Source organism: Halobellus clavatus (assembly GCF_900107195.1).
Lineage (GTDB): Archaea > Halobacteriota > Halobacteria > Halobacteriales > Haloferacaceae > Haloquadratum > Haloquadratum clavatum.
Map to the genome: position 1 here is coordinate 226,446 of NZ_FNPB01000005.1, position 13,153 is coordinate 239,598.

A 13,153-nucleotide genomic window follows, 5' to 3' on the forward strand; every position below is an offset into this window, starting at 1 on the left:
TCCTCACGAAGACGTGGTCCCGGGCCGCTCGGACGCGGCCTCCTCTCCCTCGTCGATGGCGTCCTGCACTCGGGCGTGGAACTCCTGTAACACCGCGCTTTCGTCTTCCGCGAGGACGACGTCGCTGGCGAGCAGCGTCGCCAGTCCGAACGCCCGCGGGGTCGGCGAGTCGACGCGGATCGACGATACCGCGACGTCGCCGCGCTCGATCGCCCGCAGGACCGCCTCGATCGCGCGGAGATTGAGCTTGTCCTCGATGATCTCCCGGTAGGTCTCCTCCATCACGGCGAAGTCGTCCAGGTCCTCGGCGAACGAGAGCAGCATCTCCGCGGACACCTGCTGCTCGGCGGCGGACTTCTCGTAGCCCTTGTAGCGTTTCAGGATCATCAGCGACCGGGTGGCGTCGATCCGGAAGTAGCGTTTCAGCAGGTCGGTGTCCTCCAGCGCGTCTCTGAGTTCGGCCCTGACGGCCGCGGGATCGAGATCTCGGAGGACGGCCGCGACGTCGACCTTCCGGTTCAGCGGCATCGACAGCGAGAACCCGTTGTCGGCGACGGCGATCTGCACGTTCGCGTTCGTCCGGTTCGCACAGCGAGCGGCCACCAGCCGAGAGAGGCCGTCGTTGAACCGCCGGCCGTACGGCGAGTGGACGTAGAAGTGCCGGCGGTAGGTCTCTCTGTCCAGTTCTGCTTCGACGACGAGTCGCTCGTCCGTCGCGACGCTCTCCGCCCCGGCGTACCGGTGCTGCTCGTCGAACAGTTGCGCGATCGCACGGACGGCGTTCTCGCCGATCGGAAAGTCGCGCAGCCACTCCCGGACGGCCGGGCGTCCCCCCGCGCGGAGGTGATCGAGCACGTCGCCCTGGAACGAGGCGATCTCACGCCCCAGATCGTACGAGAGCGGGAGTCGCTCGGAGAACCACGACGGGACCGTCGGCCGGGCGCTCGTCCGATCGACGTACACCTTCGACCCACGGCGGTAGCGGTAGGCGAACCGATCGCCGCCGAGGACGAACACGTCGCCCTCCTCGAGCGTATCGAGGTAGTTCTCGTCGAGCGTGCCGACCCACTCGTCACCGTTGCGGGTGCGTACCTCGCAGGTGAACGAGTCCGGAATCGTCCCGATGTTCGTCATATAGATGACGCGCGCCATCCGGCCGCGCTTCCCGACGAGCGGTTCGCCCACGTCGAACTCGTCGTGGTGGTGCGGCCCCGAGGGCGGATCGTTGGTGTCGCGCCAGATCTTCGCGTAGACGTTCTTCGATTCTAACCCCTCGTAGTCGGCAGTGAGATATCGGCAGAGTCGCTCCCAGTCGCCATCGGTGTAGTTCCGGTACGGGTACGCCCGCCGCAGCGTGCGTCGGACGTCTCTCTCCCGCCGGACCGCGTTGATCGCCATCCCGTAGACGTGCTGTGCGGCGACGTCGTGAGCCTTCTCGGGGACGAACACGCGATCGACGAACCCCGACTGTGCCTTCTGCAACATCACCGCGCACTCGACCAGTTCGTCGTGATCGAGCGCTAAGACCCGTCCCTCGACGGTCTGGCCGAGGCTGTGGCCCGCGCGACCGACCCGCTGGAGCAGCGACGCGACGGACTTCGGGGAGCCGACCTGGACCACCAGATCCAGATGCGGCATATCGATCCCCAACTCCAGACTCGTCGAGGTGGTTACGACATCGAGCGAACCGGATTTCAACCCCTCTTCGATCGCCTGTCGCCGCGACTTCGAGAGGCTCCCGTGGTGACACCCGGAGTTGTCGTCGTCGTACGCGTCGAAGCGCCCGCGGAGGTTCTCGAGGACGCGCTCGGCACCCGAGCGGGTGTTCGTGAAGACCAGGGTGTTCTCGTGGTCGCGAATCAGTTCGTGCAGGCGATCGTAGAATCCGTGCTGGATCTCTGATCTGGGCGTGTTGATCAGATCGTCGGTCGGACACTCCAACCGGAGGTCGAAATCGCGGACGAACCGCGTGTCGACGATCTCGTGGTCCCTCACCGTCCCGTCGTCGTCGCGGCCGACGAGGAACCTTGCCATCGTCGAGAGGGGCTCGACCGTCGCCGAGCAGCCGATCCGCGTCGGCGAGGCGTCGGCGAGGTCCTCGAGGCGCTCCAGCGACACCGAGAGGTGCGTGCCGCGTTTGTTCTCCGCGAGACTGTGAATCTCGTCGACGATCACGTACTCGACGGTCCGGAGTTTCTCCCTGAACTTCGGCGCGTTGAGCAGGATCGCGAGGGTCTCCGGCGTCGTGTTGAGAATGTGCGGCGTCTCCGAGAGCATCCGTTGCCGTTCGGCGCTGTCGGTGTCGCCGTGCCGGATCGCGTGTCTGACCTCGACGTCTTCGCCCCGGTCGGCCAACCGATCGCTGATCCCCTCCAAGGGGACGGTCAGGTTCCGGTGGATGTCGTTGGCGAGTGACTTCAACGGCGAGACGTAGAGGCAGTACACCGAATTATCCAGTCCGTCGTCGGACTCGCGACCGCGCGCGAACAACTCGTTCAGGATCGCGGTGAACGACGCGAGGGTCTTCCCGCTCCCGGTCGGTGCACAGACGAGCGCGTTCGTTCGCTCGTCGACGAGCGGGATCGCTTCCCGCTGCGGCGGGGTGAAGAACCCGCCGTTCTGGGGGACGTACGGACCGAACTGCTCGACCCACCACTCGCGGACGGCGGGATCGAGCCGATCGAGGACGGATTCGTCGTCGAGCTCGACTTCTTCGGGGTCGAAATCGAAGACGGCGTCGTCGGCCGGGGCGTCGCCGGAGTCCCGTACCACTTCTCGGAGCAGTTCGCGCCCGCGTTTCGGCATCGTGTGTCGGTTAGGCCGCACGGGTAAGTGGGTTCTGTCCGGATCGGGGGCCGCCGCGGAATCGCGCCGAGCGATTATATACGAACACGGGACCAGCACTGCCGTGACGTAGCACCCGTCCGGGGTCGAGTCGCGGCTGTCCGACACGCCGATCCCGGAGCGGACCGAACCCGCTGTGTCGGCTGTTCGCCCCTGCCCGCGGAGCGTCGGCGTTTCGCCGCCGGTCCCGAACGCCTATCGGCGGACCGCCCCAAGAGCCGCCGATGCGACTGACCTTCCTCGGGACTGGAAGCGCGATGCCCGTCCCCGACCGCGTCCAGACGGGACTGCTGCTCGAATCCGCCGACCGATCGCTCCTCGTCGACTGCGGCAGCGGCGTGCTCCACCGACTGTCGCGGACCGACGTCGGCTACGAGGGCGTCTCCACGGTGCTCTTGACGCATCACCACCTCGATCACGTCGCCGACCTCCTGCCGCTGTTGAAAGCCCGCTGGCTGGCCGGCGAGGAACATCTCGAGGTGATCGGCCCGACGGGAACGAAGTCGCTGCTGGACGGTCTCCTCGACGTCCACGAGTACCTGCAGGGACGCGTCGACCTGAGCGTCCGCGAGGTCGGGCCGACGTCCTTCTCAGTCGCTGGGTTCGAGGTCAGCGCCACCGAGACCGAGCACTCGATGGACTGCCTAGCGTATCGCTTCAGCGCCCCCGACGCGGCCGGCGACGTCGTCTTCTCGGGCGACGGTGAGGCGACGTCGGGACTGGCAGCCTTCGCCGACGGCGCGGCCGTCCTCGCCCACGACTGTTCGTTCCCCGACGACGTCGACGTCTCCAACCACCCGACGCCGTCGCAACTCGGCCGCGCGCTCGCCGGCCGCGACGTCGGCCGGGTCTACCTGACGCATCTCTATCCCCACACCCGGGGGAGACACGAGGAGATGCTCGAATCCGTGCGGGCGCACTACGACGGCGAGGTCGCTATCGCCCGCGATGGCCTCCGCGTAGAAGTCTAGCGATGCCGAACCGTCAGTCGTCCCCGTTCAGGTCGCTCTCACGCAGTTCCGAGACCGCGATCAGGAGCCGATCGTCGTCGAGCGCGGTCACCAGCTTTGACTCGGTGAAGGTGCTTCCGTCCGACCGGAGTCCGCGACTCCGGCCGCTCCACTCCCCGCCGCCTCGGACGACTGGCAGGACGTGCGTGCGGATGTGCTCGACCTCATCGGTCGGGTGGAGTTCGGTCCAGTGTCTCCCCTCGACGTCGGCTGGGTCGTAGCCGTACAGGGAGGCGTACGTCTGATCCGCCTCCTCGAAGCGCTCGTCGGGCCCCACGATGCCGACCCCGTCGAGTTCGGTTTCGGTCTCCGGGTCGAACTGTCCCTCGCCCTCGACGGCGTGTTCGACCCGACGGACCAGCATCGTGTACTGATCGGTCCCGATCCCCTTCTGCAGGTAGTCGGTCAGTCCCGCACGAACGATCTCGGCGGCGACGTCGGCTGGCGCTTCGCCCGAGAAGAGGAGCAACGGCAACTCCGGCCGATGGTCGCGGACGGCCTCCAGAAACGTCACGCCGTCCATCTTGGGCATATTGTAATCGCTCACGACGCAGTCGAACGTCGTGTCAGTCGAGCGAATCCGCTCCAGCCCCGCTTCGGGCGTGGTCTCGATCGTCACCTCGCACTCGATCTCGGCCGAGTCGCGTTCCAGATACGTCTTCACCAACGCCCCCAACTGCACGTCGTCGTCGACGTAGAGGATCGAGAGCGGCGCACCGGTCGAGGTCATACGCGAAATCTGGAAGCGGTGGAAAATAGCGGTATCAGCCGACGGGACTGATCCCCTTCTCCCCGATTGGCCGCACGGCGCGCGGCAACTGTTTACTCCCCCTGGGTCGAATGCGTGGGTATGAACGACGTCATCTCCGGCCTCGAGGGCGAACTCCGCTCGAACGGAATCAACGTCGAATCGCTGGACACCGCCGGCGAAACGGTCGAATTAGTGTATCTGACCGCGTTTCCCGACGTCTCGGTGAACCACCAGGAGATGGGACGCGCGCTCTCGACCTTCGTCGACGCGGTCGAACACGGCGAGTGGAACCCCACGCGCGTGGAGGCGACGGTCCTGCGCCACGAGGAGGACGTCCAGGGCACGTGGTACGCCGAGGCCGAGTGGTTCCGGCAGTACGCTGAGTACGACATCACCGGCGAGGAGTTCTCCGCCCGCGTCATCGACACGCTCTCGGAGGACGACCTGTGACGTCACCTCCGACCCCGGACGCTGACCGGGACACGCTGACGACAGACGAGGGGTCCCGGGCGTCGGTCGCGCCCTCGGGACGCCGCCGTCGGCCGTCCCGCTATGAGTTCTCGTCCGTCCGGATGACGTTCCGTAGCGGGGGCGAACGCTGCGTCGGCCGCCTCTATCGGCCGGATCGGCCGGCGGAGCCGCCGCTGGTCGTCCTGTCGGGTGGGCTACTCGGTGCGCCTTCCTCCGGTCTCGATCAGTACGCCGAACGTCTCGCCGCGGCCGGCTACGCGGTCTTCCGGTTCGACGTGCGACACACCGGCGACAGCGACGGAGACCCCCGGAACCTCCTCTCGCCGGCGCGGCAGCGGGCCGACTGGGAAGCGGCCATCGCCGGCCTCCGCGGCCGTGGCGACGTCGCTACCGAGCGACTCGTACTCTGGGGGACTGACCTCGCCGGCGGGACGGTCCTCGACGTCGCAGCCGACGACCCGCGAATACGCGCGGTGGTCTCACAGACGCCGATCCTCTCCGGTCGCGCGTTCCTTCGCGCCCGCGGCCTCGCCTCCTTCGCCCGCGGCGTGTTCGCCGGCGTTCGCGACCTCGTCCAGTCCCCGCTGCTCGGGGTCCACGACGTCGCCGTCGCGTCCAGTAGCCGAGACGACGACCGCGGCCCAGCGCTCGTGTCGTCCCCGAATGCCTCACGGACGTACCGCGAGTTCGTTCCCGACGACGCCGACTGGACGAACCGGACGCCGGGACGGTCGCTGCTCGCCCTCGCTCGACACACGGCCGGTGAGGACCGCGATCGGATCTCCTGTCCGACGCTCTTCGTCGGCGGGACGCGCGACGACGTCGTCGCGCTCGAGGGGATCGAGGCGGCTGCGGACTCGATCCCGGACGCGACGCTCCTGCGGCTCCCTGTCGACCACTTCGATCTCTACGCGGGCGACGGTGTCGAACAGGCAGTCGGCCACGGGCTGGCGTTCCTCGACACCGCAGTCGAGCCCTGAGATGCGGCGTCGCCTCACTACACCTCGACGAGCGGGACGACGGCGACCGGCTGATTCGAGTGCAGGAGGGTCCGTTGGGTCGTGCTCCCGAAGACCACCTTCGCCGTCGGGTTCCGCTTGCGCATCCCGATGACGATCTCGTCGGCGTCGACCTCTTCGGCGTGCTCCAACACGTCGGTGTACGGGTCGTTCCCGCGGACGAACTGGTGCGTCTCGACGGAGGTGACACCGGCGAGCCGTGAGGAGACGACGTTCAGTGACTCTTCGCCGTCGCGGACGTCTTGGCTGTTGGTCTCATCGCCGCCGGGGAGCGAGTTGACGGCGTGTACCTCGTCGCTCCGCGAGACGCGATCGATGAGATAATCGCACAGTTGCGCGCTCGTGTCGACGTGATTCGTCGCGAGTACGTAGGTCGCCATACTACGACGCCCGCGGGGGACGTATAAAAATACACCTCCGTTGGTTCGACTCGACTGCGACAGCCGCGACCTGTCGGTTCACCCGCGGCGGACGTTCACCCCACTCGTCGTCGGAATCGTCTGCTCGGAGCCGCCTGTGCCCGGGGGGTGTGCTGCCGCGCGTCGGCCGGTCCGCAGGACGCCGCAGCATCGCTCAGTCGTCCGTCTCCTCGGGACTGGCCGCACACGGAGCGGTATTTGCTCGTCGCGTTTTCACTTACCGGACGGCTGGGCCGCTTCGTCAGCCCACCGGTGCCGGTACTCGTTGACGGCGATGACGCCACCGAGCAGACAGCACCCGCCTGCGAGTACGGCTGCAAGCGCCCATATGCCCGTGTAGAGTCCGACGGCACCGGCCATCGTCGCCCCGGCGGCGACAACAAACCCGACGCGAGCGATCACGGCTCCGGACGGCGACAGCGACTCGCTCCAGGTCCAGATCTCCGCGTGATAGAACAGCAACAGTCCGCTCCCGACGAGCAGTCCCCCCGTGCCCACGGTCCGCGTCGCCTCCGCGAGGTAGACCGAGAGCCCGTCGGCGACGATCGCGTCGTAGGAGTAAAACACCGGTCCGGCCACCGCAACGGCGAGCACCTGGAGGGCGACCGCGACGGGGAGTGTTCGGTTCTCGTCGGTTCCCTCCTGGGGGCCGTGCGCCTGCGTGTGCTGCCAGGTTCGCCAGATGGCCCCCACGGCGAGGAGGATCCCACAGATCACGACCCCGCCACCGGCGAGGGCGTACGCGGGCGGCCAGTATTCGACGTCGGCGTGGCGATGGATGTGGCTCGCCGCGGCGAGAGTCAGGGCACCGAACGCGACGACGACGAACGAGGGCGGCGCCGTCAGATACAGCGGTCGCGTCACGGCCGGAGTCGGGGGATCGTCGCCGTCGACCACGCGCATAAAGGCCGGAATCCGACGGCTCACCCGCCCCCAGTACCACAGGCCGTAGGCACCGAACAGGAACAGGCCGCCGACGAGGACGAACGTGGGCGCGCCGCGGACCGGCGCTCCGACGAGCGCCCGCACCTCCGACAGACTGAGTGCACCGAGCACACGAAAAAACGAGAGGAGCGGCAACGCTGACAACAGCAGACCGATCGCCACCCCGGCAACTGTCGCGAGCCCCGTGATCGGGCTCCGAAACGCCGGACCGACGATGTCGTAGATCGATGCCTCGACGTCGCCTTCCCGGCCTTCTCGCTCGTCGGGGAGCCACGAGATACGGTCGCGAACCGTCACGTAGGCGGACCACGCGATGACCGACAACTCCGGGAGCGGGAAGAACAGCCCCACGACGAAGACCAGCAGTCCGAAGAACGCAATCATCATCGCCAGCAGTACGCTCAGCAACGGGGCCAGGACCGCCCTGAGTGCCGTCGACCGGACGCCCGTAGCGGCCGGGTGGATAGATAGCTCCTCGGTGGGATCGAGGAGATCAGATTCCGTCGACGGGTCGCCGGTTCCGCCCAGACCGATGGTCTCGATGATCCCGGTCAGTTCTCCGCCCGGGCGAAAGGGGTCCGCCCCGTGGGCGAAGTACGCGAGGAATCCGACCGCGACCAGCACGGTCGATCCGGGATACCAGAGGACGTCGGGTCCGGGGAGCACCCCGCCGTAGTGGAGATAGACCCCGAACGCGCCGCCCGTCGTGAGCGCTCGCGGGACCGGCCGATCGGTCCACGCGCCGAAACTGTCGGGGAGCAACTCGGGGACGAGCAGATAGATCCCGATCAGGTACAGCAGCCATCGCGATCCCAAACTCACGACCCCGAAGAGTGACGAATTCCCCGCGAGGGCGCTCAACACGGCGGTAATCGCTGCGCTGTCGGCGATCGTGGCGAGCAGCTCGCTGACGCTGTTCCACGGGGTGGCGGCGGCGGCTCGAAAGAGCAGATCGCCGACCGCGACCGACCCCAGCAGGGGCCGCCACGAACGGACGAAGCGCCGAACCATCGACTACCCCTCGTGAGTCGGGAAAGAAAAACGTACGCGTCACACCGTCGCCGGCCGCACGCTGTCGTTCACTCGACGAGCGCGGCGTCCAGCAGTTCCAGCGGGTGGCGGATGTCGTAGCCGGTCCCGTGTTCCATCTGCATCGCACACGTCGGACACTCGGTCATCCCCGTCTGTCCGCCGGCGTCTTCCATATGATCGAACATCTCGTCGCCGATCTCCATCGACTTCTCGTACTTCTCTTCCTTCCAGCCGTAGGTCCCGGAGATGCCCGAGCAGGAGTCGCCGACGTCCTCGACGCCGACGCCGTCGAGATCGCCGAACAGCTCGACGGCCTGCCGTTCGAGTCCCTGGTTCCGGGCGTGACACGGCGCGTGGTACGCGAACTCGCGCGCGAGATCCCCGTCGACCGCGGCCGCCTCGATCTCGTCGGTGAGGTCCTCGTGGATACGGAGGTACTCGACGGACTCGAAGGTGTTCTCGGCCACCGTCTCGACGCCGTCGATGTCGAACAGTTCGGGGTACTCCTGCCGCAGCGCCATCGAACAGGAGGTACAGGAGGCGATGGCGTCGTAGCCCTCCTCGATCAGATCGGCCATCGAAGAGATGTTCACCTCGGCGTGGCGGCGCGCGTCGTCGAGCATCCCGTTGGCGAACATCGGCGTGCCGGAACACTTCTGCTCGGGGACGACGACCTCGTAGCCGAAGTGCTCGAACACGCGGATCATCGACTTGCCGACCTCCGGCGTGTTGTAGTTCGAGTAACAGCCGTGGAAGTACGCCACCTTCTTGTCGGCGTCGCGTGGTTCGCCGCGGCGCTCGCGGGCATCTCTCGCGCGCTCTCGCGACCCGGCGGCCGCGCCTTCCCGCTCCCACCACTCGCGGAAGGTCTCGGTCGCGAACTCGGGGAAGTCGCGCTCTTTCGTCACTCCCAGGGTCTTCTCCATCACCCACCGCGCGGGCCCGAAGTTCATCGCGAAACTCGCGAGGCGCGGGACCTTGCTGGCCAGCCACGCCGACGTGCGGTAGTTCGCGAGGATCCGGTTGCGCCAGTACTCGATCGACGTCTTCGACATCTCCTCTGCGACGTACTCGCCGCGAGCGGTGTTGTGCATCTGTGAGAGGGGGACGCCCGAAGGACACGCGTTATCACAGCGCATACAGTTCGAGCAGTCCATAATCGAATCGTCGATCGAGTGATCGTCCTCCTGGCGCTTGAGCCGCCACTGCTCTGGCCCCTGGAACTTCGGGCCGGGGAAGTCGTCGTCGACTTCCGCGACCGGGCAGTTCGTGTCGCACGTCGAGCACTTGTAACACGAGTCTGCGCCGGGGCGCAGGTCGAATTCGTTCGTATCGGGGAAGACGTCGACCGGTTCGAAGTCCTCGCCCGCGTTCGGTTCCACCGGATCGAATGTTGACGGAGATTCTGCGTCGCTCATCGTACCCTCGCTGCCGCGCTTCGGCCGGCGGCGTAGCCTGTCGCGATCGAGACGCCGCTCCCGGACTTCTCGGCGGCGAAGTCGTAGCCGCCGAGGACCGAGCCAGCGGCCCTGAGATTCTCGTACGCTACGTCGTCTGCGGCGTCGGTCGGCCGGAGTTCAGCGTCCGCCTGGACACCGAACCGCGCGAACTCGTGGTCGCCGAACGCGTCGTGCTCGGACCACGCGTACCGGTCGTCCGGCTGGGCGATATGACAGCCGAAGATCGGCTCGTAGACCTCGTCGCGCTCGGACTCGATACCCTTCCCAACGAGTCCGCCTGTCGCGAGTACGTACTCGTCCGCAGCGTAGGGAATCTCCGCGCCGTTCTTCTCGACGTACACCTGCTCGATCTCGCCGTCGCCGTCGAACCCGACGACGGGGTTGCCGGTTTCGAACCTCGCACCGGCGGCGTCAAGCGCGTCGAACAGCGCGTCTTCGAGTCGCAGTCCCGGCAGCGACGGCGGCCCCATCGGGACCTCGAAGACGGCCGCGCCGAGTCGCTCGGCCAGCGCTTCCCGCACAGCACCGGCCGCGTCGTCGCCGAGGACGGCCGGAAAGCCGACTCGCTCCTCTCCTTCGAGGTGCGGGTTCACCCGTTCTGCGAGCGCCTCGCGGACCGGCCGATCACGGCCGCGAACCGTCACCGTCCCGTCTGTATCGAGCAGCTTCGCGTACCGGGTGACCTTCGCGTCGGCGCGGAGGTCCCCGGGGAATCGGATGGTGACGCCGCGCACCTCGAACGGGACGTCCGCAGCCGCGAGGTGGGACGCCGCCCGTGGCGCGTCGAAGTCAGTCATCGCCTCGAAGCCGACGAGGAGGACGTCGCGCTCGTCGCTCGCGAGGCCCGCGCTCGCACTCGCCGGGTAGCGCGCGGTCGGTTTGATCGTCCCGCCGTGCGTCGGCAGGAGAGCGTTGGCGTCCGTGTGCCCACCGCGGTAGTTGGCCGCGGCGTCGTCGAACAGCGCCATCGCCTCTTCGACGGTGTCCGTTCCGACGATCCGGTAGGGGTGCTCGCTCGGTAGGTCGGGGATCGCCGCGTAGGGATCGACGACCGGGCCGTCGCTGTCGGGCAGATATCCCAGGATATCGATCAGGCCCGAGGCGTTCCGCAGCGTGCTCTGCTTGTAGGAGACGAGTCGCACGTCCGCGCCCGCCCGTGCCGCAGCGAGCGTGGCCGTCAGGCCCGCGATCCCGCCGCCGATCACCAGGACGTCTGAATCAATCGCCACGCTCGTGCCCCCCGTCGGCGACGGCGTCGCTTCCATCGATCCCGGAGTCGGCCCTCCCGGTGCCGGCCTTGCCTTCGGGTCCAGCGTCGGGCGCACCGCTGTCGAAAGCGGCGAACTCGACCTCGTGCTCCCCGTCGGCCGGGTCGTGATCGCGGTTCTGCGTCGTCGCGTGCAGCGCGTAATTCAGCATCGCCTGCGAGAGCTGCTCGCCCCACAGCGCGTGACGCTGGCCCTTCCAGCGTTCCTGGAGGAGTTCGTCCCAGGCGGCCCGGGCCGTCGGTTCGTCGTGCTCGCCGTGGAGTTCGTTCGCCAGCCGGTGACAGCAGAACCCGCCCTGACAGTTCCCCATCGAGGCGCGCGTGCGGATCCGCACGGCGTTGAGGTCCGATCCCGACTGGGAGATGGCGTCCTGCACCTCGGCGCGCGTGACGCCCTCGCAGGCGCAGACCGTCGGGTTCGGTCCGGAGACGTCGAGGACGTCGTCGGCGCGGGAGCCGAGCCGTTCGACGCTCCGACGGCCGATCGGCGACCGGAGCCCGAACTCGTCCATATAGTCCCGGAGGACCGAGAAGTCCTCGCTGCCCGGCAGCGGTTCCTCGGCCGTGCGGCACTCGGCGTCGATGCCGAACTGCGCGCAGACGTGATCGGAGATCTCCTCGCCCATCATCCGGTAGGTAGTGAACTTCCCGCCGACGATGCTCGTCATTCCGCCCAGATCGTCGCGCTCGTCGTGATCCAGGAGGAAGTAATCGCGCGTGATGTCCGTCGGGTCGTCGCTGCCGACGTCCGGCGGTTCATACAGCGGGCGGACGCCCCAGAACGAGCGGATCGTCCGGGCGTCCTCGAGCATCGGGATCAGTTCCGAGAGGGTCTCGATCATCAGATCGACCTCCCAGCCCTCCTCGGGGTAGTCTTCGGGGTCGTCGACCTCCTCGTCGGTCGTCCCGAGGATGCACGTCGTCTCGTGGGGAACGACGATGTCGGCGTCGCCCTTCGGCCGACAGCGGTTGATGACGGTGTCGACCTGTCGGGTGTTCATAATCGTCATCACGCCCTTCGAGGGGCGGACTTCGATGTCGACGCCGGCCAGCTCGCCGATGCGGCCGGCCCACGCGCCCGTCGCGTTGACGACGTAGTCGGCGCGGAGTTCTTCGGTGCCGCCCTCGGTCCCGTGGACCCGGACGCCCGACCCCGAGGCGTGTTCGACCTCGACACCGACGACCTCGCCGTCCTCGACGAGCAGATCAGTGACCGTCGAGTGCGTCTCGATCCGCGCGCCGTGCTCCTGGGCGCTCGCCGCGTTGGCGACGACGAGTCGGAAGGGATCGACCGCTCCGTCGGGGACCGAGATCGCCTTCTCGATGTCGCCCGCCAGGTGCGGTTCGATCTCGCGCGCTTCCTCCGCAGAGAGGACCTCCGTGGGGATGTCGCAGTCCTTGCAGCCCTCGAGTTTCTCCTGGAAGTACTCCTCTGAGTCTTCCGGACGCTTGACGAACAGGCCGCCCGTCATTTCGACGCAGTGACTCGCGATGTCGCGAAGGACGCGATTCTCTTCGATACACTCTTTCGCGCTCGCCTGGTCGGAAACCGCGTACCGGCCGCCGCTGTGGAGGAGTCCGTGCATCCGCCCTGTCGTCCCGTGCGTCAGGTTGCCCTGTTCGAGGAGCGTCACATCGAGCCCCCGCATCGCGAGGTCGCGTGTGATCCCTGCCCCAGTCGACCCGCCGCCGATGACGACGATGTGTGGTGCCGATGCCATTCGTACACACACGGTTCGGAGCCGACCCACTTTATTTCATCGGTAGATCGATTGCCGGAGTAAACATTACGATCGAACAGGTGGGATCACAACATCGACGCGTAGCCCGGAGAACGGGGCCGGATAAGCCACAGAATCGCTGGTCAGAGCCCTGTGACTGGTCGACGGCAACATACTGCTGTCTCCGAACCAGCTCCGAATTCGTCCGACACAG

Annotated in this window: 10 protein-coding genes; 3 read left to right on the forward strand and 7 right to left on the reverse strand. The window is 67.3% G+C overall.

The genetic code is table 11. The features are described from left to right. Positions 1-3 precede the first annotated feature (3 nt). Positions 4-2,805: an ATP-dependent helicase gene (locus tag BLU74_RS09725; RefSeq protein ID WP_089767076.1), complete on the reverse strand. Its 2,802-nt coding sequence runs from the start codon at positions 2,803-2,805 to the stop codon at positions 4-6. A gap of 263 nt (positions 2,806-3,068) precedes the next feature. On the opposite strand from BLU74_RS09725, the gene BLU74_RS09730 reads away from it, so the two are divergent. Further along, positions 3,069-3,815, forward strand: coding sequence for an MBL fold metallo-hydrolase (locus BLU74_RS09730; protein ID WP_089767077.1), 747 nt, complete (start codon positions 3,069-3,071; stop codon positions 3,813-3,815). A 13-nt stretch (positions 3,816-3,828) separates the two neighbouring features. On the opposite strand, the gene BLU74_RS09735 is transcribed toward BLU74_RS09730, so the two are convergent. Then, positions 3,829-4,584, reverse strand: coding sequence for a response regulator (locus BLU74_RS09735; protein WP_089767078.1), 756 nt, complete (start codon positions 4,582-4,584; stop codon positions 3,829-3,831). A 120-nt stretch (positions 4,585-4,704) separates the two neighbouring features. On the opposite strand from BLU74_RS09735, the gene BLU74_RS09740 reads away from it, so the two are divergent. Together BLU74_RS09740 and BLU74_RS09745 are read left to right on the forward strand one after the other, a co-directional pair. Continuing rightward, positions 4,705-5,055, forward strand: a complete 351-nt coding sequence (locus tag BLU74_RS09740) for a DUF8159 domain-containing protein (protein ID WP_089767079.1) — start codon at positions 4,705-4,707, stop codon at positions 5,053-5,055. After that, positions 5,052-6,056, forward strand: coding sequence for an alpha/beta hydrolase (locus tag BLU74_RS09745; protein ID WP_245705772.1), 1,005 nt, complete (start codon positions 5,052-5,054; stop codon positions 6,054-6,056). Before BLU74_RS09740 ends, BLU74_RS09745 begins: the two co-directional genes overlap by 4 nt. 17 nt (positions 6,057-6,073) lie before the next feature. Here BLU74_RS09745 and BLU74_RS09750 read toward each other — a convergent pair whose 3' ends face one another. The 5 genes from BLU74_RS09750 to glpA form a co-directional block, all read right to left on the reverse strand. Then, complete coding sequence (locus tag BLU74_RS09750) at positions 6,074-6,475, reverse strand: universal stress protein (RefSeq protein WP_089767080.1); 402 nt, start codon at positions 6,473-6,475, stop codon at positions 6,074-6,076. Between the two features lie 252 nt (positions 6,476-6,727). Beyond that, entirely contained in the window at positions 6,728-8,470 is a 1,743-nt protein-coding gene (locus BLU74_RS09755; RefSeq protein WP_089767081.1) for a hypothetical protein, read from the reverse strand. A gap of 68 nt (positions 8,471-8,538) precedes the next feature. Beyond that, a complete protein-coding gene (locus BLU74_RS09760) occupies positions 8,539-9,909 on the reverse strand; it encodes an anaerobic glycerol-3-phosphate dehydrogenase subunit C (RefSeq protein WP_089767082.1) in 1,371 nt (456 codons plus the stop codon). Next, positions 9,906-11,180, reverse strand: coding sequence for a glycerol-3-phosphate dehydrogenase subunit GlpB (gene glpB / locus BLU74_RS09765; RefSeq protein WP_089767116.1), 1,275 nt, complete (start codon positions 11,178-11,180; stop codon positions 9,906-9,908). The genes BLU74_RS09760 and glpB overlap by 4 nt, the downstream gene beginning before the upstream one ends. Then, positions 11,170-12,939, reverse strand: a complete 1,770-nt coding sequence (glpA, locus tag BLU74_RS09770) for an anaerobic glycerol-3-phosphate dehydrogenase subunit GlpA (RefSeq protein WP_089767083.1) — start codon at positions 12,937-12,939, stop codon at positions 11,170-11,172. Before glpA ends, glpB begins: the two co-directional genes overlap by 11 nt. Positions 12,940-13,153 lie beyond the last annotated feature (214 nt).